The organism is Sinorhizobium sp. P24N7 (assembly GCF_042436655.1).
GTDB classification, from domain to species: domain Bacteria; phylum Pseudomonadota; class Alphaproteobacteria; order Rhizobiales; family Rhizobiaceae; genus Sinorhizobium; species Sinorhizobium meliloti_A.
This window is the reverse complement of the sequence record NZ_JBHMIW010000020.1, coordinates 100,286-123,357: the sequence shown is the minus strand read 5'-3', so window position 1 is coordinate 123,357 and position 23,072 is coordinate 100,286. Positions and strand designations below refer to the sequence as shown.

The 23,072-nt window shown below is 63.4% G+C and carries 25 protein-coding genes; 15 read left to right on the top strand and 10 right to left on the bottom strand.

What is annotated here, in order from left to right; translation table 11 throughout:
- Positions 1-38 precede the first annotated feature (38 nt).
- From ACFHWW_RS28945 to ACFHWW_RS28920, 6 genes are all read left to right on the top strand, one after another.
- On the top strand, positions 39-881 hold the full coding sequence (locus ACFHWW_RS28945) for an MOSC domain-containing protein (protein WP_379942569.1): 843 nt from the start codon (positions 39-41) through the stop codon (positions 879-881).
- Between the two features lie 137 nt (positions 882-1,018).
- Positions 1,019-2,257, top strand: coding sequence for an MFS transporter (locus ACFHWW_RS28940; protein WP_379942567.1), 1,239 nt, complete (start codon positions 1,019-1,021; stop codon positions 2,255-2,257).
- A gap of 184 nt (positions 2,258-2,441) precedes the next feature.
- Positions 2,442-3,521: a quinolinate synthase NadA gene (nadA, locus tag ACFHWW_RS28935; RefSeq protein WP_379942565.1), complete on the top strand. Its 1,080-nt coding sequence runs from the start codon at positions 2,442-2,444 to the stop codon at positions 3,519-3,521.
- Between the two features lie 50 nt (positions 3,522-3,571).
- Positions 3,572-5,170 (top strand): L-aspartate oxidase, encoded by a 1,599-nt coding sequence (locus ACFHWW_RS28930; RefSeq protein WP_275596541.1) that lies wholly within the window; start codon positions 3,572-3,574, stop codon positions 5,168-5,170.
- 49 nt (positions 5,171-5,219) lie between these two features.
- A complete protein-coding gene (gene nadC / locus ACFHWW_RS28925) occupies positions 5,220-6,119 on the top strand; it encodes a carboxylating nicotinate-nucleotide diphosphorylase (protein WP_379942562.1) in 900 nt (299 codons plus the stop codon).
- Positions 6,120-6,221: 102 nt separating this feature from the next.
- Complete coding sequence (locus tag ACFHWW_RS28920; RefSeq protein ID WP_018094621.1) at positions 6,222-6,740, top strand: superoxide dismutase family protein; 519 nt, start codon at positions 6,222-6,224, stop codon at positions 6,738-6,740.
- Positions 6,741-6,794: 54 nt separating this feature from the next.
- Here ACFHWW_RS28920 and ACFHWW_RS28915 read toward each other — a convergent pair whose 3' ends face one another.
- The 8 genes from ACFHWW_RS28915 to ACFHWW_RS28880 all read right to left on the bottom strand — a co-directional run bounded on the left by ACFHWW_RS28915 (position 6,795) and on the right by ACFHWW_RS28880 (position 11,941).
- Positions 6,795-7,799, bottom strand: a complete 1,005-nt coding sequence (locus ACFHWW_RS28915; RefSeq protein ID WP_379942560.1) for an NrtR DNA-binding winged helix domain-containing protein — start codon at positions 7,797-7,799, stop codon at positions 6,795-6,797.
- A complete protein-coding gene (locus ACFHWW_RS28910; protein WP_379942558.1) occupies positions 7,753-8,286 on the bottom strand; it encodes a tyrosine phosphatase family protein in 534 nt (177 codons plus the stop codon). The genes ACFHWW_RS28915 and ACFHWW_RS28910 overlap by 47 nt, the downstream gene beginning before the upstream one ends.
- A 2-nt stretch (positions 8,287-8,288) precedes the next feature.
- A complete protein-coding gene (locus ACFHWW_RS28905) occupies positions 8,289-8,897 on the bottom strand; it encodes a YfbR-like 5'-deoxynucleotidase (protein WP_028012012.1) in 609 nt (202 codons plus the stop codon).
- Positions 8,894-9,742 carry a YgfZ/GcvT domain-containing protein gene (locus ACFHWW_RS28900; protein WP_379942556.1) on the bottom strand — a complete coding sequence of 283 codons (849 nt, stop codon included), beginning with the start codon at positions 9,740-9,742 and terminating at the stop codon, positions 8,894-8,896. Before ACFHWW_RS28900 ends, ACFHWW_RS28905 begins: the two co-directional genes overlap by 4 nt.
- A gap of 108 nt (positions 9,743-9,850) precedes the next feature.
- Positions 9,851-10,597 (bottom strand): hypothetical protein, encoded by a 747-nt coding sequence (locus tag ACFHWW_RS28895; protein WP_379942554.1) that lies wholly within the window; start codon positions 10,595-10,597, stop codon positions 9,851-9,853.
- A 15-nt stretch (positions 10,598-10,612) separates the two neighbouring features.
- On the bottom strand, positions 10,613-10,882 hold the full coding sequence (locus ACFHWW_RS28890; RefSeq protein WP_010969047.1) for a hypothetical protein: 270 nt from the start codon (positions 10,880-10,882) through the stop codon (positions 10,613-10,615).
- A gap of 157 nt (positions 10,883-11,039) precedes the next feature.
- The gene (locus ACFHWW_RS28885; protein ID WP_379942552.1) at positions 11,040-11,480 is read right to left on the bottom strand and encodes a TIGR02301 family protein; all 441 of its coding nucleotides are present in this window, start codon (positions 11,478-11,480) and stop codon (positions 11,040-11,042) included.
- Positions 11,477-11,941: an NUDIX hydrolase gene (locus ACFHWW_RS28880; RefSeq protein WP_379942550.1), complete on the bottom strand. Its 465-nt coding sequence runs from the start codon at positions 11,939-11,941 to the stop codon at positions 11,477-11,479. Before ACFHWW_RS28880 ends, ACFHWW_RS28885 begins: the two co-directional genes overlap by 4 nt.
- Here ACFHWW_RS28880 and ACFHWW_RS28875 point away from each other — a divergent pair.
- Positions 11,940-12,770 (top strand): SOS response-associated peptidase, encoded by an 831-nt coding sequence (locus ACFHWW_RS28875; RefSeq protein WP_018094629.1) that lies wholly within the window; start codon positions 11,940-11,942, stop codon positions 12,768-12,770. The two genes, ACFHWW_RS28880 and ACFHWW_RS28875, sit on opposite strands and share 2 nt — an antisense overlap.
- Before the next feature lie 188 nt (positions 12,771-12,958).
- Here the strand turns inward: ACFHWW_RS28875 and ACFHWW_RS28870 are convergent, their stop codons facing one another.
- Positions 12,959-13,108 carry a hypothetical protein gene (locus tag ACFHWW_RS28870; protein WP_080662060.1) on the bottom strand — a complete coding sequence of 50 codons (150 nt, stop codon included), beginning with the start codon at positions 13,106-13,108 and terminating at the stop codon, positions 12,959-12,961.
- A 414-nt stretch (positions 13,109-13,522) separates the two neighbouring features.
- Between ACFHWW_RS28870 and cysS the strand changes: the two genes are divergently transcribed.
- The 7 genes from cysS to rarD all read left to right on the top strand — a co-directional run bounded on the left by cysS (position 13,523) and on the right by rarD (position 20,210).
- Positions 13,523-14,923, top strand: a complete 1,401-nt coding sequence (gene cysS / locus ACFHWW_RS28865; protein ID WP_379942547.1) for a cysteine--tRNA ligase — start codon at positions 13,523-13,525, stop codon at positions 14,921-14,923.
- 49 nt (positions 14,924-14,972) lie between these two features.
- Positions 14,973-15,455, top strand: a complete 483-nt coding sequence (locus tag ACFHWW_RS28860) for a GFA family protein (RefSeq protein ID WP_100672268.1) — start codon at positions 14,973-14,975, stop codon at positions 15,453-15,455.
- Positions 15,452-15,931 (top strand): GFA family protein, encoded by a 480-nt coding sequence (locus tag ACFHWW_RS28855; RefSeq protein WP_379942545.1) that lies wholly within the window; start codon positions 15,452-15,454, stop codon positions 15,929-15,931. Before ACFHWW_RS28860 ends, ACFHWW_RS28855 begins: the two co-directional genes overlap by 4 nt.
- Positions 15,928-16,428: a GFA family protein gene (locus tag ACFHWW_RS28850; RefSeq protein ID WP_379942543.1), complete on the top strand. Its 501-nt coding sequence runs from the start codon at positions 15,928-15,930 to the stop codon at positions 16,426-16,428. The genes ACFHWW_RS28855 and ACFHWW_RS28850 overlap by 4 nt, the downstream gene beginning before the upstream one ends.
- Complete coding sequence (gene pip / locus ACFHWW_RS28845) at positions 16,425-17,387, top strand: prolyl aminopeptidase (protein ID WP_379942541.1); 963 nt, start codon at positions 16,425-16,427, stop codon at positions 17,385-17,387. The genes ACFHWW_RS28850 and pip overlap by 4 nt, the downstream gene beginning before the upstream one ends.
- A 54-nt stretch (positions 17,388-17,441) precedes the next feature.
- Positions 17,442-19,058, top strand: coding sequence for a citramalate synthase (gene cimA, locus ACFHWW_RS28840; protein ID WP_275599997.1), 1,617 nt, complete (start codon positions 17,442-17,444; stop codon positions 19,056-19,058).
- Positions 19,059-19,268: 210 nt separating this feature from the next.
- Positions 19,269-20,210: an EamA family transporter RarD gene (gene rarD, locus ACFHWW_RS28835; protein ID WP_275596531.1), complete on the top strand. Its 942-nt coding sequence runs from the start codon at positions 19,269-19,271 to the stop codon at positions 20,208-20,210.
- 128 nt (positions 20,211-20,338) lie between these two features.
- On the opposite strand, the gene ACFHWW_RS28830 is transcribed toward rarD, so the two are convergent.
- A complete protein-coding gene (locus ACFHWW_RS28830) occupies positions 20,339-20,956 on the bottom strand; it encodes a TIGR00730 family Rossman fold protein (protein ID WP_127709433.1) in 618 nt (205 codons plus the stop codon).
- 242 nt (positions 20,957-21,198) lie between these two features.
- Between ACFHWW_RS28830 and ACFHWW_RS28825 the strand changes: the two genes are divergently transcribed.
- Entirely contained in the window at positions 21,199-22,908 is a 1,710-nt protein-coding gene (locus ACFHWW_RS28825) for a LysM peptidoglycan-binding domain-containing protein (protein ID WP_379942538.1), read from the top strand.
- Positions 22,909-23,072: the final 164 nt, after the last annotated feature.

The following is a 23,072-nucleotide window of genomic DNA, read 5'->3' as shown; positions in this document are numbered from 1 at the left end:
CAACGGCCTGACTCGATATCTGAATTCGGAAAATTGACATGCAAGTGACCGGCCTGAACATCCATCCCCTGAAGAGCGGTCGCGCGGTGCCGCAAACGGCCGTTACCGTCAATCTCGATGGGCTCGCCGGCGACCGGCGCTTCATGCTGGTCGCGCCCGACGGACATTTCATCACACAGCGCGAGCTGCAGGCGCTCGCGCAGGTCGAGGCGGAGCATGTCGCCGGGGGTTTGCGCCTGCGGATGAACGGCAAGGAGCTTTCCGTTCGCTTCGACCCGAATGACCGCCTCGATGTCCGGGTCTGGTCGAGCGACGTCAATGCGGCGGTCGCCGGGGGTGCTGCAAACGACATGCTGTCCGGCTGGTTCGGGCGCCCCGTCAAGCTCGTCCGCATGGACGATGAGGCCGAGCGCTTCGTCGGCGCCGAATGGGCGGGAGCGGCGGCCCCCGTCGCATTTGCCGACGGCTTCCCGGTTCTGGTTACGACAACGGGCTCGCTCGCCGACCTCAACCGCACCCTGATGGAAAAGGGGCAGGAGCCGGTCGGCATGGAGCGCTTCCGCACCAATATCGTCATCGATTGCGACGAGGCCTGGGCCGAGGACTTCTGGGAGAGCCTGGAGATTGCCGGGATTACCTTCGATCTCGTAAAGCCCTGCGCCCGGTGCATCATGACGACGCAGGATCAGACGACCGGCGAACGCGTCGGCGGCAACCCGATCCAGGGTCTTTCGATAAAGCGCATGTCTGCGGACCGGCGCGTGCCCGGCGTGCTCTTCGGCTGGAATGCCGTGCCGCGGGGGGAGGGCCTTATCAGGCTCGGCGACGCGGTCGAGGTCCTCCGCCGTCGCGAGGAGCGCTGGCCGATGAAGGTGCGCTGAGCCGGCTTAAAACGCGGCCGTGCGAAAACGTGCGAGCGGCCGGCGGATCAATTCCTGTGATGCCACCCTCAATATAATTGGTTTCCCCCGGGCTCGTCGCCGCCATAGGATGGCCCCTCATCATCAGGAGCTTGCCCATGTCTGCCATTTCTCCCGCAGTCACCCGTCCGGCGGAGCGCAGCGGCCTGCCGTGGCTCATCATCGTCGCCGGCTCCATCATCGCGATGCTGACCTTCGGGCCGCGTTCCGCCATGGGGTTCTTCCAGCTGCCGATGCTTGCCGAGAAGGGTTGGGACCGGACGACCTTCGGCCTGGCAATGGCGTTTCAAAATCTCTGTTGGGGTCTTGGCCAACCGTTCTTCGGCGCGATCGCCGACAAGTTCGGCACCTGGCGCGTGCTCGCGCTCTCCGGCCTCGTCTATGCAGCGGGGCTGATCCTGATGGCCTTCGCGGATGCGCCGATCTGGCTGCATATCGGCGGCGGCGTCATGGTCGGTCTGGGCGTTGCGTCGGGTTCCTTCGGCATCGTGCTTTCCGCCTTTGCCCGCAACGTCGCGCCCGAGCAGCGCTCGCTCGCCTTCGGCATAGGCACCGCAGCCGGCTCGGCCGGCATGTTCCTCTTCGCGCCGCTGAGCCAAGGTCTCATCTCCGCCTATGGCTGGTCCGACAGCCTCGTCTATCTCGGCCTCATGATGCTGCTCGTTCCGCTCTTTGCGATTCCGCTGCGCGGCAATGCCTCTTCCGGGCGCCAGCCGCAGGCATTGTTCAAGCAGACAGTCGGGGAAGCGCTCAAGGAAGCGCTCGGGCACAAGAGCTATCTTCTGCTCGTCTCGGGTTTCTTCGTCTGCGGCTACCAGGTCGCTTTCATCACCGCGCATTTTCCGGCCTATATCGGCGATATCGGAATCGACGCCCGCTATGCGGTAATCGCGCTGGCATTGATCGGCTTCTTCAACATCATCGGCTCTTTCTCGGCCGGCATCATCGGCCAGCGTTATTCGAAGCCCTATTTCCTGGCGCTGATCTATCTGGCCCGTTCAGTCGTCGTCTCGGCCTTCCTGCTGCTGCCGCAAACGCCGACATCGGTCATCGTCTTCGCGGTCGCCATGGGCCTCCTGTGGCTCTCGACGGTGCCGCCGACCAACGGGCTGGTGGCGATCATGTTCGGCACGCGACATCTCGGCCTGCTCGGCGGCATCGTGTTCCTGTCGCACCAGATCGGTTCATTTCTCGGCGTATGGATGGGCGGCTATCTCTACGACCAATTCGGATCCTACGATCCGGTCTGGTGGGTGGGCGTCGCGCTCGGAGTGTTCGCGGCCATCGTGCACTGGCTGATCGAGGAGCGTGCCGTCGCCCGCCCGGCAATGGCCTGATCACCAAAATGTCGCGATGCGCTCGTGCGATATGCGGGCGTGTCGTTTCCACCCTGCGCGCTTGAAATCTGTCACAAAACTTTCTAAATCAGTTCCGGCGGCTCAGCCGCTTTTGTTTTGATCTAATTATGCTCATTTTGAGCATAATTAGAAATTGCCGGAAACGGCGAGAGAGGAGAGCCCGATGACCACTCTTGACCTTCGCAAGGAAGCGGCGCCCGCTCCGGCCTTTGCAAGCGCTGCGGCACGCTTCGGTGTCATCGAAAAGCCGGATCTCGCCTTCACCCCGGCTGTCGCGCGCGAGACCGAGCACCTTTACGAAAAGGTCAAGGACTTCATTCCTGCGTTCGAGTGGGCGGCATATGCGCCTTACGTTCATGCGATCAACCGGCTGAAGAAGGAACGCAACGCGGTCATCCTGGCCCACAATTACCAGACGCCGGACATTTTTCACTGCGTGGCGGACATCGTCGGCGATTCGCTCCAGCTTGCGCGCGACGCTACCAAGGTCGACGCGGAGATCATTATCCAGTGCGGCGTGCACTTCATGGCCGAGACGTCGAAGCTGCTCAATCCGGAAAAAACCGTGCTCATTCCGGATGCGAGAGCAGGTTGCTCGCTTTCGGACTCGATCACCGGAGCGGATGTGCGCCTCCTCAGGGAACGCTATCCGGGCGTGCCGGTCGTCACCTATGTCAACACCTCGGCCGACGTGAAGGCGGAAACCGACATCTGCTGCACCTCCTCCAACGTGCTGGCAGTAGTCGAAAGCCTCGAGTCCGACACCGTGCTCTGCATCCCGGACGAGTATCTGGCGATGAACGTGGCGCGCCAGACGAATAAGAAGATCCTGACCTGGAAAGGTCATTGCGAGGTGCACGAGCGCTTCACGGCAGCCGAACTCCTGGCTTACAAGGAAGCCAATCCCGGCATCGAGATCGTCGGCCATCCCGAATGCCACCCCGATGTCATCGCCGTCTGCGATTTCTCCGGTTCCACCTCGGGCATGATCAATTACGTCAAGGACAAGCGGCCGCAACGGGTGCTGCTGGTGACGGAATGCTCGATGGCCTCGAATATCCAGGCGGAGGTCAAGGGCGTCGATTTCGTCAAGCCGTGCAACCTGTGTCCGCACATGAAGCGCATCACCCTGCCGAAGATCCTCGACAGCCTGCTCGACATGACGGAAGAGGTTCTGGTCGATCCGGCGATCGCCGACCGCGCGCGGCTGGCGGTCGAGCGCATGGTGAACCTCAAGCAGTGATCAATGCCGGGGGCAAACCCGGCACAGGCCCGTGGAGGAGTTATCGAGCCATGCTGACCGACCATTTCCGCCCGCAGTCCTTCAACGGAATCGATGACATCGTCATCGTCGGCGGCGGCCTTGCCGGGCTTTTCTGCGCGCTGAAACTGGCGCCGCGTCCCGTTACGATCCTTGCCGCCGCACCGATCGGCTACGGCGCCTCCTCGGCCTGGGCGCAAGGCGGCATCGCCGCCGCGATGAGCAGGGGCGATACATTCGAGAAGCATGTCGCCGACACGGTTGCGGCCGGTGCCGGTATCGTCGACGAGAAGATGACGCGCATGATGGTCGCAGAGGGCCCGGCCCGCATCCACGATTTGCTCGAATTCGGGGTGCCCTTCGACCGCGACCTCGAGGGAAAGCTCCTGCTTTCGCGGGAAGCCGCGCATTCCGAGCGGCGCATCGTCCGCGTCAAGGGCGACATGGCCGGCAAGTCGATCATGGAGGCGCTCATTGCCGCGGTGCGCAATACCCCGTCGATCCGGGTGATCGAGGGCTATGTGGTCGAGGAACTGGTGCGCGAGGGCCGGTTCATCTCCGGTGTGATCGCGCGGCCGGATGCCGGCCAGTCGAAGAGCCGCGTTTCCTTCCCGGCGCGCGCCGTCGTTCTTTGCTCGGGCGGTGTCGGCCATCTCTATGCGGTCACCACCAATCCATGGGAAGCATGCGGCCAGGGCGTCGGCATGGCGGCACGGGCGGGCGCCATCATTGCCGATCCCGAGTTCGTCCAGTTTCATCCGACCGCGATAGACATCGGCAAGGACCCGGCGCCGCTTGCGACCGAGGCGTTGCGCGGAGATGGCGCCACCCTGGTGAACTCGCAAGGCCGCCGTTTCATGCTCGACATCCATCCCGATGGAGAGCTCGCGCCGCGCGATATCGTTTCGCGCGGGGTCTTTGCGGAAGTCCAGGCCGGACGCGGCGCCTTCCTCGATTGCACAAAGGCCGTCGGCAGGCATTTTCCTGAGATGTTCCCGACCGTCTACGCCTCATGCATGGCAGCGGGCATCGATCCGGTCAGACAGCCGATCCCCGTCACGCCTGCCGTGCACTACCACATGGGCGGCGTGCTCACGGACGGGGAGGGGCGTACCTCCATCGACGGCCTCTGGGCGGCGGGCGAAGTGACATCGACCGGCGTTCACGGCGCGAACCGTCTTGCCTCGAATTCGCTGCTGGAGGCGGTCGTCTTCGCGGCGCGGATCGCGGAAAATATCAAGGGCAGCTTGCCGGCCCCGAAGCTGACTGCCTGGGGCGACAATGCCGGCGAGAACGACGATCCCGTGACGGTCGAGGACAGCCCGCCTTTCAAGGTGCTGCGGCAATTGATGAGCGATTGCGTCGGGGTCGTGCGTACGCGCGAAAGCCTGACCCGGGCGATCCGGGGGATTGCGGAACTCGAGAGGGCGAACAAGCGCCTGCGCTTCGCCAATATCGTCACCACGGCCAAGCTCATCGCGATCGCCGCCCTGCAACGGACGGAAAGCCGCGGCGGTCATTTTCGGGCCGATTGCCCGGACGAGCGGCCGGAATGGCGGCGCCGGACCTATCTGACGCTTGCCCAGGCGGAGCGTCTGGCCGCGGACGTGGCCGAGAGCGAGCCGGCATGAGGGCGGCAAACGCAAAATTAGAAGCTACTCCAACCGCAGGAACGACATAATGACCGCCCTTCGCCCGGAACTGCCCGCTCTCATGGTCGAGGAGCAGGTGAAAGCGGCCCTTCTGGAAGATCTCGGCCGGGCCGGTGACATCACCACCCTCTCGACGATCGGGCCGGAGCGGACAGCCGCCGCGAATATGAGCGTGCGCGAAGCGGGCGTGATTGCGGGGCTGGAACTGGCGCGAACCGCCTTCCGCCTGATCGACCCGTCGATCCGCTTCGAGGCGCTCGCTGCGGACGGCGACCGGGTGGCGCCAGGTACGACGATTGCGCGAATTTCCGGCCGTGCCCGAGGACTCCTTTCGGCCGAGCGGGTGGCGCTCAACTTTCTCATGCATCTCTCGGGGGTCGCGACCTACACGGCGACGTTCGCCGACGAGATCGCCCATACGGGCGCCAAGGTCTGCTGCACGCGCAAGACGATCCCCGGCCTTCGCGCTCTCGAAAAATACGCCGTTCGCCTCGGCGGCGGCTCCAATCATCGTTACGGCCTCGACGACGCGGTGCTGATCAAGGATAACCACATCGCCGTTTCCGGCGGTGTTGCCGGCGCCGTCCGCGCCGCGCGGGCCTATTGCGGCCATCTCGTCAAGGTCGAGGTCGAAGTCGACGGCCTCGCCCAGTTGCGCGAGGCGCTGACCGCCTCGCCGGACGTGGTCCTGCTCGACAATATGGGGCCGGAACTGCTCCGCGAGGCCGTCGCAATCAACGCGGCACATTGGAGACTGTCCGCCGCTTCCTATCCCGGTGACCTGCGCCGCACCAGGCTGGAGGCGTCGGGAAACGTGAAGATCGAAACCATTCGGGCAATCGCCGAAACGGGCGTCGACCACATCTCGACTTCGAAGATCACGATGGCCGCACCGACGCTCGACATCGGTCTGGACGTGTCGATTTAGCTCAATTCGCCGGATGACTGCAACTCAGCCGCGTTTTTGCGGAACGACCCCGGCAGCCGCGCGTTGTCTTCTATCGACCCGCGAGTGAGAGGGAGAACTCCGATGATGAGAACGATGATCGCGATCGCCTGTGCGGCAGGCCTGGCGGGTGCCGCTTCGGCACAACAATCCTCGCAAACGGCAACGGCCGAGTTCGTGGGCAAGGACGGCACCGACATCGGGCGGGCCACTTTGACGGCAGGTGGCAAGGGCGTGCTGATCGAGATGGAGATAAGCGGCCTGCCGAAGGATACCTGGGTCGCTTTTCATGCTCACGAAATGGGGCGCTGCGATCCCAAGGACGGGTTCGAGTCGGCGGGAAAGCATTTTGCCGGCGAGGATGAAAATTCCGAGCACGGCTTCCTCGCTTCCAATGGCCCGCATGCCGGTGACATGCCCAACCAGTATGTCGGCGCCGATGGCATCCTGCGCGCCCAGGTCTTCAACAGCTTCGTGTCTCTCGACGACAAGGCCACCGCCCTTCGCGGCCGGGCCCTGGTGATCCACATGCATTCGGACGACAACCGCAGCCAGCCCTCCGGCGATGCCGGCGACCGGCTGGCCTGCGCGGTGGTTAAATAGTGCATCTCGCCCGGTGCGCCGCGGGTTTGGCAAAACACAAACGCGCTTTAAGGTTCAGCGGCCGCCGACCTTGAGGCCGGGCGCTGGCCGCTCGTCCAGGATTTGGCGGCGGAAGCGGAAGAGTGCGGCCGGACGGCCACCGGTGGATGCCAGGGTCTCTCCCGTCGGCTCGACGAGCTCCGCTCCTTCGACCAGCCGGCGGAAGTTCTGCTTGTGGAGATGGCGGCCTGAAATCGCCTCGACGGTGGCCTGCAGATCGGTAAGGGTGAATGCCGGCGGCATCAGCTCGAAGACCACCGGCCGGTATTTGAGCTTGCCGCGCAGTCTCGCGACAGCGGTCGCGACGATCCGGCGATGGTCGTGGCGCATCGCCAGTCCTGCCGCGGGATTTTCCGGATCGCGGCAATGGCCGTCGATCACGGCCTCGCGCACCAAACCCGCCTCATAGAGCAATTCGTAGCGCTCCAGCACGCGCTCTTCGTCCCAGGGAAAATCGTCAAGGCCGAAGGCGAGGCGTATCCGTGAACGACGCTGCGCCGAGGCCGGCTTTTCGTCGCCGGACTCCCAGCGAACAAGCGCCGGCAGGATGGTCTGGTCGAGGATCGCGGGACGTCCGAGACGCCAGTCTTCCCAGGGCAGATAGCCGTACCAGTCGCGCCAATGGGCGCCCGCTTCGGCCAGCCTCTCGTTGTTCTCGGCGTCGGTGCGCGTCAGCGCCAGGTAGCCGACGGACACCATGTGCTTGCCTTCCTCGCCAGGCAGACGCTGGCGCCCGCGGTCGCCGAAGGTGTAGAGCTGCTCGATATAGCCGAGCTTGAGCGCCGTACGCTTCTCGACGCGCGCCCGCAGGCTTGCCTCGAAAGTGCGGTGGCGGGCCGGATCGAAGGGGCCGAAGGGCAGGCTGTCGCGAGCGTCCCCGTCCGCCTCGCTGACCGCGAGGATGCGCGGGCTGCGGCTGACGACCGCGACGATCACGGCATTGAGCCCGATCTCGACCGTGACCGGCTGCGCTTCACCCGGCATGCTGCACGTCTTGCAGGGGCAGGATGAACGGAGCATTGCCGTCGGCATCCGCGCCGCGGCCGATGGCTCGCACTGCGGCGACGAGCGCACCCTTGCGGGACAACGCCCGGTCGCCGATTTCCACGAGCCGCGCATTCGGCGTCGCATAGGGCGAGGCGAGCCGGAGGCGCTTCGCGAGCGCGTGGTCGTCCTGGTCCGGTTCGACGGCGAGTGCGGCGATCAGCGCGGCCGCAGGCGAGCGGGAGACGCCCATCCAGCAATGTATGAGCATCGGCCGCGTCCGGTCCCATTGGCGGGCGAAATCGATGATTCGATGAACGTGTTCTTCCTGGGGCGCAATCAGGTCGCCCGTTCCGGCGAAGCTGATGTCGTTGACGCCGATCGTCAGATGCTTCGCATAATCGATGACGGCTGGGCGATGAAAATTCTGGCCCTTCGCAAGCAGGCTCAGCATTTCGCGGCAGCCGTGCCGGACGGCCATTTCCGCGATACGCTGAAGCGGCGAGACGACGATTGCCGTCATGGTCACGCCTCCTGTCTCGCCTTGGCGCGTTCGGACTCCAGCGCATTGAAGCGCGTGGCGAAGAGCCGCTGCGCCTCGACTGCGGGCAGAGGGTCGATCAGCAACGTCTCGCGGGTGATGCCGCGCGGCTGACCGAAGAACTTTCGGGCCTCCTCTGCGGAAAAGCCGGCAAGTTCCGTCGCTTCGAAATAGGCCGCGATACGGTCGGCCTTCTTGATCCGCTCCTTGAGCTCCCTGGGCGTATGTGCCGGAAGCCCGAAGCGCAGGTGGACCGCATTCTCCAGGCGCTTCTCCACGGTCTTGTAACCGCCGCCGACGACGGCCTTGAACGGCGAGATCATGTCGCCGATGACGTATTCCGGCGCGTCGTGAAGCAGGGCCATCAGGCAATCCTGGGCATCGCAGCGATTGGTGCGGCGGAAAATCTCCTCGACAACGAGACTGTGCTGGGCAACGGAGAAGGCGTGGTCGCCGGAAGTCTGCCCGTTCCAACGCGCCACGCGGGCAAGTCCGTGGGCGATGTCGGAAAGCTCGACGTCGAGCGGTGAGGGGTCGAGAAGATCGAGCCGCCGCCCGGAAAGCATACGCTGCCACGCACGCGCACTCATCATGCGCTCGCCTCGCCTGCCTCGCTCGGAAAGACGAGTCCCGTCCAGGCGGGGAGCGTGAGGGTAAGACGCACATCGCCTGCAAGAATGGCCTCACCCTTGGCGATCGCTTCGCCTGCCTTGTCGATCCTGACGATAGCCAGGCCGTCCCGATCCAGTACGGTGCCGAGTGAACCGATCGGCCGTCCGTTGACGGAAATGTTGGTTCCGCTCGGCGGCAGCGTCGCCTCGCCGGCGACGATGACGAGGCGGCGTCGCGCAGTGCCTCGGTGCTGCATGCGCGAAACGACTTCCTGCCCGACATAGCAGCCCTTGCGGAAGGAAAGGCCGCCGTTCATGTCCATGAGAACATCATGCGGAAAGGCATCTTGCAGGTCGTAGTCGCGGCCGGCAACGGCGACGCCCGCCGTGATTCTGAGCCGGTCCAGATCGGCGACGCCCGCTTCCGCTGCAGGCATGTCGCGATAGAGGCGGAAAGCGGAAATGCCCGCCTTCTCGAACCGATGATCGCGATAGCTCTCGGCCGGCGCATCTTCTCCGAACACGACCGTGACCGGTGCCGGCGAATTGAGCGACAGCTCCACTGCCGATCGCAACTTGTACATCGTCAGGCGCTTGACGAGCGCTTCGGCTTGATCCTCCGTCGTCTCCAGACGCAACGCTTCGCCGTCGCGGGAGATCAGGAAATCGAAAAGGATCTTGCCCTGCGGCGTCAGCAGCGCGCCGGGCCTGACCTCGTCCGGGGTCAATGAGGCGATATCCGTCGTGATCAGCGTCTGAAGAAGGGTCTCCGCGTCCTTTCCGGAGACACGAATGATTGCGCGGCCGTCGAGGCAAACCATGGGCATATGTCGAGTCCTATTCTCTATTCCGAAGAGGTAGGACGTCTGCCGGGGAAGGGCAAGCATGCCGAGCGGGAACCGCCAGCATTTCCGTCTCTCCGGCACGAGAAGCGCTCAATCGCCCGCGACGAAGAACTTCCACTTTCCATCCGGCGTGATGCCGACGCGGTAGAAATTGTAGGTGCCGAACTCTTCCATCCCGGCGAAATCGCCGGCGGTCACCAGTCGGAAGAGGTCGACCTTTTCCGGGGCGGTCAGCGACGAGAGCGGCTTCTCGGCGAAATAGGGCCAGACATAGGCCTCCTCGGGAGTACCCTTGTCCGCAAGCACGAAGCCCGTCGACATGACGTCGAGGAGGATGGCCAGAATTTCGATGCCGTCCTGGTCGCCGGAAAGACTTTTGAGTGCGGCAATCGGGTCGTCTTCCCCGGCGGTGGCGGTAACCTGGGTCTGGGTGGGGCCCTTGCCGAGCAGCGGGCGCAACCGCTCGATGTCACCCGAAGCCGCGGCCTCGACGATCAGTTCGCGCATGCGTGCGACCGGCACCGGGATCTTCGAAACATCCGTCAGGACCTCGACAGGCTCCACAACGTCAGGCGCGGCGATCTCATCGTCCTTTGACTCGACGGCCGTCCTGTCGACGAGAGGGTCTGGCATCGGAATTTCGAGGGGGGCCCGTTCTTCCGGCGCGGACTCTTCGGCCTCGTCGCCTGGGGCTGCGTTCTGTTCGCCGGCAATGGGGGCAGGGGTGCCCTGAAACTCACTGAGCGCGAACGCGGGCGCAGGGGGCATCGTCGCACTCGCCAGCAGCAACACGACAAGACCAACCGGGAGGGCCCGGTTTGCAGGGTTCCGGTTCATCGGGCAGTCCTGATGTTACTGAATCGTCCGCTCTGGCGAGAATTCTCCGGCGAGCATGCGCTCGCGAAGCGAGTTAAGCATTGCCTCGGCACCTTCTTCGCCATGAAGCCGAACGGTTTCGCGCATGGCCAGCGCAATCGCCGCATCGGCGATGATTTCGGGCTCGATGCCGTCGGCCATGCCATCCGCCCAAGCCTCGTTCTGGTGCTCGAGCGCCGCCTGCATCTTCTCGTGGACGATCATGTCGTCGATGTCTGTCAGGCTTGGTTCCATCATTCGTTCCATGCGGCTTCCATTACGTGCACTGGCTAACCTAACGCCTATCCGCTGAACCGCAACTGAACGGGCAGACAGGCCGGCTACTTCTTATCACTCTCTTAACAAACTTAGCAGCCTTTTCCCGAAACGACACGGGGTCAGGGAAAAAGAGGTTAATATCTTCCTAATTTCCAAAGCGGGCGACGATTTCCGAAACGAGTGTTGCACCTTCGGCACGGTAGCGTTCTTCCGCGAGCGTCGCGGGCTCCGTACACCTGGTATAGACCGAGGCGAAGGTCCGATAGCCCCGGTTGAAAGCGGCGGTTATGCGCTCGCGCCGTTTCGGCTCTCCGGCCGCCTCCTTGTCGATCAGTTCCTGCGTGGAGCGGCGCCAGCCGTCCTCGGGCTGGTCGAGACAGAGATTGCGCAGATAATGCACCGAGCCGAGAATTTCGGCGAGGCGGATCAACCGCCGGTCGTAAGGGGTCGGCTTTTCCTCCTGCGCCGGGGAGGGAGCGGCCGCCTGCGGGGCAGGCTGCTTTTCCTGAGCCGCCACGCCCGCGGCGGTCGCAAGGAGAATGCCTGTCAGCAGCAACAGTCTGAACGGGAGCCGTCTATCGGTCATGCGCCCCTCAAATCCGAACTGACGCCGGTCGCCGACTGAGGAATACGCCTTGGCCCGCCGGCAGCCAGCTTTTCCACGCAGTCGCGCACGCTTTCCGGAATGGGCAAGGTCAAAATTTCCTCCGGTGTGAACCAGCCAACGCCGGCGGCATCATCGCAGGCGATCGCGACCAAATCAGGATCGGCTTGGACGGTGAAGACCGAGAGCAGGAAGTGACGCTCCTGCGGGCCTATACCGGGCAGGTCATAGATTTCGAAGAGGACGGGATCGCGGGCGCTGATGCCCGTTTCCTCGGCGAGTTCGCGCAATGCCGTCTGCGCAGGCGTCTCCCCGGGCTCCGCCCTGCCGCCGGGAAACGCGTACATGTCGGCTGACGGCGGATTGGCCCGCCGGACAAGAAGATAGCGGCCGTTCCGTTCGAGAATGGCGGAGGAGGCGCGCTCGGGTTGCTTCGTTATCATGGAATCGAAAATCACCTTGGTCGTTGACCCATACTACGTGAAGTGCCACATCGATGTCATGTGCGGACGTTTTGCGCTTACGGCCACGCCGGAGGAATTGCTGGAACTGTTTGGCCTGCTTGAAGCGGAGGGCTTTCCTGCGCGCTTCAACATCGCGCCGACGCAGCCGATAGTCGTTATCGTGGCCTCCGATCGGCCGGAACCGGGCAGCAACCTGCCGGAACGCAAGGCTGTGCTCGTCCGTTGGGGTTTCACGCCAGGCTGGGTCAAGGACCCGCGCAAGTTTCCTCTGCTCATCAACGCTCGGGCCGAAACCGCGATCGGCAAGGCCGCCTTCCGCGCCGCAATGCGCCATCGCCGCGTGCTGGTGCCGGCGTCCGGTTTTTACGAATGGCGCCGCCCGGTCAAGGGCAGCCGGGAGGCCTCGCAAGCTTTTTGGGTCCGGCCGAAAAAGGGCGGGATCGTGGCCTTTGCCGGGCTCATGGAGACGTGGTCTTCCGCCGACGGTTCGGAGGTCGACACCGCGGCGATCCTCACGACCGATGCGAACGGCGCCGTCAGTCACATCCATGACCGCATGCCGGTCGTGATCCAGCCGGAAGACTTTTCCCGTTGGCTCGATTGCAAGAGCCAGGAACCTCGCGAGGTGGCCGACCTCATGGTGCCGGCGGCGGAGGATTATTTCGAAGCAATCCCCGTTTCGGACAAGGTCAACAAGGTCGCCAACACCGGCCCCGAGCTTCAGGACGAGGTCACGCCCATAGCGCCGATCCCGAAGAGGGGGCGCTCTGACGATCGGGATGATGGCGGGCAGATGTCGCTGTTTTGAGCCAAGGACCGCGCCTCATCCGGCCTGCCGGCCACCTTCTCCCCGCAAGCGGGGCGAAGGGGACGCGCGGCGCCGCTCTGCCCTTAGCCGCTCAAGAGTGAGCGGTGAGGCCAAGGCTTGTCCCTTCTCTCCGTCAAAACGGGGAGAAGGTCGCGGCAGCGGGATGAGGGGCTGCCCCCAGATCGGAACTAAGCCGAACGCTTCGCGATCTTCTTGTCAGCCGGTTTAGCCCTGACTTGCAGCGCGGCTGCGAGGACGGCCTTCAGGCCGAGTGGGCGGTATTTCGTCAGCAGATCGGATGGCGGCGGGTTGCGTTCGGCAATTTTGGCGGCCTTCATTGCATGTCTTCCTTGGTGTTTTCCCTATCGGGAGCATTAGCCTTCGTGAATTTTCAACGAAAACCATGTCCCTGTTGTTCCTCGGGAAACAGGACCTGATGCCGTGCCGGGCTGCATTGGCGAATCTCCTTCCCCTCTGACGATTTCCAGATAAGCTAAATCGTGACAAATCCATGGCTGTCATGGTTGCAGAATGCCGACTTTCGCTTGCACGTGGCTCGCCTCTTGACCGGCGCCGGGTGACGCGCGATAAGGGTCGCCATGAAAACGGTTATCTGCATTATTTGCCGGAAGATTATTCGCTAGCGAACCGCTGGCCTGGCCGTTTTCGTCTCCAAAAATCCAAGATGACAAACGCGCGGGGCCACCCGGCGATTATATTGCGACGGCTGCATGCAGACTTGGAGATCTGGGATGGGCGGAATGCCGATTTTGAAACTGTACAACACGCTGACGCGGGAAAAAGCCGAATTCCGGCCGATCGATCCTCAGAACGTCCGCATGTATGTCTGCGGCCCGACGGTCTACGACTATGCCCATATCGGCAATGCACGGCCGATCATCGTATTCGACGTCCTGTTCCGGCTGCTTCGTCACGTCTATGGCGCGGATCACGTCATTTATGCTCGCAACATCACCGATGTGGACGACAAGATCAACGCGCGGGCATTGCGCGACTATCCCGGGCTGCCGCTGAACGAGGCGATCCGGCATGTGACCGAGAAGACCGAGACGCAGTTCCTCGAAGATGCGGCGGTGCTCGGCTGCCTCGAGCCCACCGTGCAACCGCGCGCGACCGAAAACATCGCCGGGATGATCGAAATTATCGAAAAGCTGATCGCCAAGGGCCATGCCTACGAGGCCGAGGGAGAGGTGCTCTTCGATACACGGTCGATGGACGATTACGGCCAGCTTTCCAAGCGCAATCTCGACGAGCAGCAGGCCGGTGCCCGTGTCGCCGTCGAGGCGCACAAGAAAAACCCGGGCGATTTCGTGCTCTGGAAGCTTTCCGCCGAGCACGAGCCGGGCTGGGACAGCCCCTGGGGCCGCGGGCGGCCGGGCTGGCACATCGAATGCTCGGCGATGAGCGGGCGCTATCTCGGCGACGTGTTCGACATCCACGGCGGCGGCATCGACCTGATCTTCCCGCATCACGAAAACGAGCTCGCCCAGTCCCGTTGTGCCCACGGCACCGAGATGATGGCGAATGTCTGGATGCACAACGGCTTCCTGCAGGTCGAGGGCCGCAAGATGTCGAAGTCCGAGGGCAATTTCATCACTATCTACGAGCTTCTTCACACGGAAAAATTCGGCGGCCGCAAATGGCCCGGCGAGGTCCTTCGGCTGGCGATGCTGATGACCCATTACCGCGAACCGATCGACTTCTCGATCAAGCGGCTGGAGGAGGCCGAGCATCTGCTGTCGAAATGGCCGGTCTACGGCGACGCTGCAGGCGAGGCGGACCCGGCCGTCGTCACCGCCCTCGCCGACGACCTCAACACCGTGGCGGCCATTCAGGCGCTGCATGCATTGGCGCAAAAGGCTTCCGCCGATTCGAGCCATCTCGGGGCCTTCGCCGCGAGCGCGGCGCTTCTCGGGGTGGTGCCGAAGGAGGTCGAACTCGACGAGGCGGTCGTTCACGAGATCGATGGCCGTGTACGTGAGCGTCTGGAGCTTCTGAAGGCCAAGAACTACGCGCAGGCCGACGGCATCCGCGCCGATCTCCTGGCGAGAGGCATCCAGCTCAAGGACGGCAAGGATCCCGAGACCGGCGAAAGAGTGACCACCTGGGAGGTGAAGCGGTCTCAGGTCTAGTTTCAGGATGATGGCGCTGCCGGCACGCCGGAGGAAAGAGGAGGGCGAGATGGCTGACGAGATCCATATGGGCGGATGCCAGTGTGGCGCGGTCCGCTTCCGCGTCGAGGGAAAACTCGGCGATGCTTCCGTCTGCCATTGCCGCATGTGCCAGAAGGCGAGCGGCAATTTCTACCTGCCGCTCGTTTCCGTACGCGGCGCGAAGCTCGTATGGACCCGCGGCGAGCGCAAGCGCTTCCGGTCCTCGAATGTGGTTTGGCGCGGCTTTTGCGGCGACTGCGGAACACCGCTGACCTACGAGGCCCCGGACGGCATGGCGCTCGCGATCGCTGCATTCGACAGGCCGGAAGGCATCGTGCCGACCATCCAATGGGGCGTCGAAGGAAAACTGCCCTATGTCGATCATGTATCCGAGCTGCCCGGCGAAGAGACCATGGCCGACGCCGAGGCTGTCTCCTTTCTTGCCGACCTCGTTTCCTATCAGCACCCCGACCACGACACCGAAACCTGGCCACCGGAGGAAAAAGGATGAGCAATACCGTCAGGACTGGAGGCTGCCAGTGCGGGGCCGTTCGCTTCCGCATCCACGGAGAGCTCGGGCGCCCCTCGATCTGCCATTGCCGCATGTGCCAGAAACAGTTCGGCTCTTTCTTCTCCGCCTTGGTGACGGCGCCGAAGGACGGGGTCGAGTGGACCCGTGACGAGCCGAGCTATTTCCAGTCATCGGTCAATATCGATCGCGGCTTCTGCCCGAAATGCGGTACGCCGATGACCTATCGGCATCCCGGCGGCCTCGAAATCGCCATAGGCGCCTTCGACGACCGCTCCGATCTCGCGCCGAAAATTCAGGTCAATTACCAGTCCCGGCTTCCCTGGGTCGAATCGATCTTCGAGCAGCCGGTTCACCACGATCCCGACTATTATGGGCGTCAGGAGCAGATCATCTCGTTTCAGCATCCGGACCATGAGACGGAGCAGTGGCCTCCGGGCGGAGTCTGGGCACGATGATCGGACGCATCTTCACCGGCGGCTGCCAGTGCGGCGCGGTGCGCTACCGCGCCGAGGGCACGCTGGATGATCCGCATATCTGTCATTGCCGCATGTGCCAGAAGGCGGCGGGCAACTACTTTCTGCCGCTTGCCAATATCGCGCGCGAAGATTTCCGCATCGTGCGCGGCCAGCCCGCCTGGTACCGTTCGTCAGATCTCGTGCGCCGCGGCTTTTGCCGCGATTGCGGGACGCCGCTCTTCTATGACATGCCGGATGCGAGCTTTCTAAACATCGCGCTCGGTTCGCTCGACGATCCGGATGACGTCCAGCCGGTCTACCAGTCCGGCGTCGAGTCGCGGATGTTCTGGTTTTCGCATCTGCCGCAGCTTCCCGAAACAGAGACCGACGACGGCAGCGAAGCGGCCGCCGAGCGCCATCTCATAGTCCTGGAATCCAACCGCCAGCACCCCGATTACGACACGGTGCACTGGCCGCCCGAGGAAGATCTATCGTGAGTTCTCCATTGCGTACCCTCTATCCCGAAATCGAACCCTATGCATCCGGGCACCTCGATGTGGGCGACGGCCATTCGATCTATTGGGAACGGGCGGGCACGCCCGGCGCCAAGCCGGCGGTCTTCCTCCACGGCGGCCCGGGCGGTACGATTTCGCCGAACCACCGCCGGCTCTTCGATCCGTCGCTCTACGATGTGATGCTGTTCGACCAGCGCGGCTGCGGCAGGTCGACGCCGCATGCAGAGATCGAGGCCAACACGACCTGGCACCTCGTGGCCGATATCGAACGGCTGCGGGAATTTTGCGGGGTTGGCAAGTGGCTCGTCTTTGGCGGCTCCTGGGGCTCGACGCTGGCCTTGGCCTATGCCGAGACCTATCCTGAGCGGGTAAGCGAGCTCGTCGTCAGGGGCATTTACACCCTGACCAAGGCCGAGCTCGACTGGTACTATCAGTTCGGCGTCTCGGAAATGTTCCCCGACAAGTGGGAACGCTTCATCGCACCGATCCCGCCGGAAGAACGCCACGAGATGATGCGAGCCTATCACCGCCGCCTGACAAGCGAGGACCGCGCGACGCGGCTTGCCGCGGCCAAGGCGTGGAGTATCTGGGAGGGGGAGACGATCACGCTTCTGCCGGAGCCGGACACCAGCACGCCCTTCGAGGAGGACGAATACGCTCACGCGTTCGCCCGCATCGAAAACCATTTCTTCGTCAATGCCGGCTGGCTGGAAGACGGGCAATTGCTGCGCGATGCCCATAAGCTCCACGGAATTCCGGGCGTGATCGTGCATGGCCGCTACGACATGCCATGCCCGGCAAAATATGCCTGGCAGTTGCATAAGGCCTGGCCGCATGCCGAATTCCACCTCATCGAGGGGGCGGGACATGCCTATTCGGAGCCGGGCATTCTCGACCGGCTCATCCGGGCGACCGATAAATTTGCCGACAAGGCCGAATAGAGCGGGTGCGAAGAACCCGCAATCGATCAGTGATTTGTACGTTGGAACCGAGACATGACCAGGGAACGCATCTATCTCTTCGACACGACGCTTCGGGACGGGCAGCAGACGCCGGGCATCGACTTTTCCGTCGAGGATAAGATCGCGATTGCAGCGCTGCTCGATCAATTCGGCATGGACTATGTCGAGGGCGGATATCCCGGCGCCAATCCCACGGACACGGAGTTCTTCAAGTGCCGGCGCACCGACAAGGCCTCCTTCGTCGCCTTCGGCATGACCAAGCGCGCCGGCGTCTCCGCTTCCAACGACCCGGGACTGAGCGCGCTGCTGAGCGCCAAGAGCGATGCGATCTGTCTTGTCGCCAAGAGCTGGGATTATCATGTCGAGGTGGCGCTCGGCTGCACGAACGAGGAAAATCTCGACAATATCCGCGCATCCGTGAAGGCGGTCGTCGAGTCCGGGCGCGAGGCGATGGTCGATTGCGAGCATTTCTTCGACGGCTACAAGGCGAATCCCGCCTATGCGCTCGCCTGCACGAAAACGGCTTTCGAGGCGGGCGCGCGCTGGGTCGTGCTTTGCGACACCAATGGCGGCACGCAGCCGGGCGAGATCCGCGAGATCGTCTCAGCCGTGATTGCGGCGGGAGTGCCCGGTGCAAATCTCGGCATCCATGCGCATAATGATACGGGGCAGGCGGTGGCCAACTCGCTGGCTGCGGTCGAAGCCGGCGTTCGCCAGATCCAGGGCACGCTCAACGGCATCGGGGAACGCTGCGGCAACGCCAATCTCGTGACTTTGATTGCGACGCTTGCCCTGAAGGAAACCTATTCGAACCGTTTCGAGACGGGAATCGACGCCGAGAGGCTCCAGGAGCTGACCAAGCTCGCCCATGCCTTCGACGAATTGCTCAACCGCTCTCCCGATCACCAGGCTCCTTATGTCGGCGCTTCGGCTTTTGCCACCAAGGCCGGCATTCACGCCTCCGCCTTGCTCAAGGACCCGAGAACCTACGAGCATGTCGCACCGGAAAGCGTCGGCAACCTGCGCAAGGTCATGGTCTCCGATCAAGGAGGCAAGGCCAATTTCATCAATGCCCTCAAGCGGCGCGGCATCACGGTCTCCAAGGACGATCCGCGGCTCGACAAGCTGATCTCGATCGTCAAGGAACGCGAGGCGACGGGCTATGCCTATGAAGGTGCGGATGCGAGCTTCACGCTGCTCGCGAGCCGTATTCTCGGCACCGTGCCCGACTTCTTCCGGGTGGAGAGCTTCCGCGTGATGGTCGAGCGCCGCTTCGACGCGAACGGCAAGCTGAAGACGGTATCGGAGGCCGTGGTCAGGGTGATCGTCGACGGCGAAACGATGATGTCGGTCGCCGAGGGGCACGGCCCGGTCAACGCGCTCGACCTCGCGCTTCGCAAGGATCTCGGCAAGTACCAGTCCGAGATCGCCGATCTGGAGCTTGCCGATTACAAGGTGCGCATCCTCAACGGCGGCACCGAGGCCGTCACCCGCGTTCTGATCGAATCGACGGATCGCTCAGGGGCGCGCTGGTGGACGGTCGGCGTGTCCGACAACATCATCGACGCCTCATTTCAGGCATTGATGGACAGTATCGTCTACAAGCTGCTCAAAAACCGCGATCAGGTCGGATCGATCGCGGCCGAGTAGTTTGGATCACGATGATCGGGTTGCGCGGGATGTCCGGTTCCGTCGCATCAACGCCGTTCATCCATCGGTTCACGGAAATGAATTGGTGCATCACCGTCCATTGGAGTAGGACGCAGGAGGACTGACGGCAATTGCTCCCGAGAGGGTTGGCCGTCGATTGCGACCGGAGCGCTTCCCGCTCGGCTCCGGTGGAATTTCAGGATCAAAATCATGGCCGAGCCGAACGCGAATTTGCCCGCAGAGAATGTCGATTCCCCGAAGGGTTTCGCCTTCGCGCTGGCAGCCTACCTGTTGTGGGGTTTCCTGCCTTTTTTCATGAAGGCGGTGTCGCATATCCCTGCGGCGGAAGTGGTGGCGCATCGTATCGTCTGGTCGGTACCGCTCGCAGGCCTCGTGCTCGTGTGGCTCGGCCGCACGCAGGACGTGAAGGTAGCGCTGCGCTCTCCACGCGTGCTGATGATGGCCACGATCACGGCGGCTCTCATCACGGTCAACTGGGGCATCTATGTCTGGGCGATCGGGGCGGGCCGGGCCATCGAGACGGCGCTCGGCTACTATATCAACCCTCTGTTCTCCATCTTCCTCGGTGCGCTGCTGCTGAAGGAAAGGCCAAATCCGGCGCAGATGGTGGCGATCGGCCTCGCCGCGCTCGCGGTGGGCGTGCTTGCCTTCGACGCGGGCGGTCTTCCCTGGGTTTCGATCGGGCTGTGCTTTTCCTGGGGTTTCTATGCGTTCTTCCGGAAGACGCTGCCGGTCGGGCCGAACCAGGGCTTCTTCCTCGAAGTCTTGCTGCTCAGCATCCCGGCTGCAGGCTACGTCATCTGGCTCGAGGCGACGGGGCAGGGCCACTTCCTCGGCGACGCCAACATGACGGATGTCCTGCTGCTCCTCGCCTGCGGGATCGTCACCGCCGTGCCGCTGATGATCTATGCCAATGGCGCGAAGCTGCTCCGGCTTTCGACGATCGGGATCATGCAATACATCGCTCCGACGATGATCTTCCTTATCGCGGTCTTCGTTTTCCACGAACCCTTTGGAACGGCCAAACTCGTCGCCTTCGCCCTGATCTGGGCCGCGCTCTTCATCTATTCGGGAGCGATGCTTGCGGAGAGCAGGGCGCGGCGCGCGGCTCAACCGACGCCGGCCGAATAATCGGCAGAGTCAGATCACGATGACTTCAGGTCGGATCGACCTAAAGCCATGAACGTGATCGATTCTAAGAACTTAGAGCGGGGATGCGGGCGGAAACCCGCCCACACTTTTCCTCATCCCGATCTGGATCAGAGCCTGGCGATGATCTCGGCTTCGCCTTCGCGCCCGTTGGCGCGGACCGAGGCAAGGATGCCGGGGATGATGTCTTCCGCACGGTCGATCACCAGCGGCTGCACGAGATGCGCGGTGTGAACGAATCCCTGGCCGCGCATGTGGTCGATCAGCTGCAGCATCGGATCCCAGAAGCCGTTGACATTGCCGAAGACCATCGGCTTCCTGTGGCGGCCGAGCTGCGCCCAGGTCATGATTTCGACGATCTCCTCGAGCGTGCCGATCCCGCCCGGAAGGGCGACGAAGGCGTCGGCGCGCTCGAACATCTTGTGCTTGCGCTCATGCATGTCGGCGGTAACGATCAATTCGTTCAGCTGGCCTAGCGAGTGACGCGTCGCTTCCTTGTCCATCAGGAATTCGGGAATGATGCCGGTCACGTGTCCGCCGGACGAAAGCACGCCGCTCGCCACGGCGCCCATGATCCCGCGCGTGCCGCCGCCATAGACGAGGCGCAGGCCATGATCGGCGATCGATTTGCCGAGGGTGCGGCCGGCCTGCATGTGGGCTTCGTCACGCCCGGGCTGAGAACCGCAATAAACGCAAACGGATAGAATCGGCGTGGTTTCCTCGTTCATGGTCCCACCAGAAATTGCAGTGCAGCACGGGTCAAGGAAAATGGACGAAAAATCTCCGGCTGTCGAGCGCCGGAATCATAGTGAGCGCTTGTATAGAACTATAAGAAACGTTAGCAATTTCAGTAATACATTGAAGAATTCGGACAGTGTGCTGCGGTTGCGCTATAATGCACCTGGCGTCGCAGCGCCGGCCGATGGGGCATGCGGGGAGCATCAAGGCGCTCCGCCCTGTGGAGAGTGGCATGATTAAGAATAAGGCCAGCTGGGTGGCGCTTGGCGTCCTGGCAATCGCGACCGCATTGATGATCTTTGTGGTTCAGCCGAATCTGCGTGACAGCGACAAGGGGGCGGTGGCCCAATCGGGCGCAGGCGAGCAGCCCGGCCAAACGGCGGCGGCGACGAAGACCGATCCGTCCGCCCCGCAAGGCAACGCAGCACAACGAGCGACAGCGGCCTCCGGCAGCAATGCGGCCGCCTCCGACCCGGTGGCGAACTGGACGGTTCCGGGGTTTGACGTCCTGCGCGTCGAACCGGACGGCTCGACGGTCGTCGCGGGCAGAGCCCAGCCCGGCACGAAGCTCGAGATCCTGAGCGGCGACACGGTCGTCGGTACCGCCAATGTCGGCGCGGGCGGCGATTTTGCCGCCGTCTTCGACAAGCCGCTCTCGGCAGGCGACCACCAGCTGACGCTCAGAAGCGTCGGCTCAGGCGGACACAGCAAGACGTCGGAGGAGGTTGCGACTGTTTCGGTACCGAAGGATTCGAGCGGGCAGCTGCTGGCGATGGTATCCAAGGCGGGCAAGGCGAGCCGGCTGATCACGACGCCGGAAGCCGAGCCGAAGCCGATGCAGGCAGCCGCCGATCCGGGCACGGTACCGGCTGGCGAGCCCGGCGGCGCTTCCGTTTCTCCCGCCGCACCGGCAACCATTCCCGGGCTGCAGGTGACTGCGGTCGAGATCGAAGGCGGCATGATGTATGTCGCAGGCAACGCCAAGCCCGGTGCCCTTGTCCGCATTTACGCGGACGACGAGCTGCTGGGTGAGGTGAAAGCCGATGACAAGGGACATTTCGTCGTCGACGGTTCGATCGAGCTCTCGGTCGGCAGCCATATCATCCGCGCCGATATGATGAACGAAGATGCGAGCAAGGTGGCGATGCGCGCCTCCGTTCCCTTCGACAGGCCGGCGGGCGCGCAGGTTGCCGCCATCGCCGGTTCGACGCTTGCAGCACCCACGACGGGTCTCGACCGTTTGAAGGCGGAAGCGGGCAAGGCGCTTACCCTTTTGAAAGCGCTTTTTGCCGACGGGAAGCAGCCCTCCGTGGAGCAGCTCGCCGCGGCCCGCTCGGCAACCGAATTCGCCCTCCAGTCGCTGGCCGAATTCAAGCCGGCCGACGGCTCCGATGCCGATCTGGCGGCAGCCGCCGCTGAAGCGTCCAAGGCGGCGACAACGGCGCTGGACGCGCTCAAGGCTGCGCCGCAGGACCCGTCAAGCGTCGCAGCGGCGGTGGAGAAGGTCGATGGTGCTCTTGGGAACGCATTGACGCGCCAGAATGTCGGCACCTCGGTGGCATCCGCCGAACCCTTGGCGGCGCAGGCGAGCGATGCCTCGAAGCAGCCGGAGCCTTCGGCAGCGGGCGAGGCAAATGCAACCGTGGTCGACCAGACGGCGGCGCCGGCTTCGGATGCGGCGAAGGAACAGCCGGCCACCATCGAGCAGGCACCTCTCAAGGAAAGTAAGACGTCGGTGATCATCCGCCGCGGCGATACGCTGTGGCAGATCTCGCGCCGCGTCTACGGTGCCGGTCTGCGCTACACCACCATCTATCTCGCCAACCGCGAACAGATCGAAAATCCGGATCTGATCCGACCGGGCCAGGTTTTCGGGGTTCCGGACGAGATGCTGTCGGAGGAAGAATCGCGGGAAATCCACCGCAAGCATATGCGACACTAGATCACGATGCTTTCAGGTCGGTTCGACCTCAAAGCACTAACGTGATCGTTCCCAAGAGCGGGATGCGGGCGGAAAACCGCACATAGTTTTCCTCATCCCGCTCTAAGTTTGTCTTTTGCCGGCACTTCCATTGCGTTGGCGGGGAGGTGGACCTATCTGTCAGG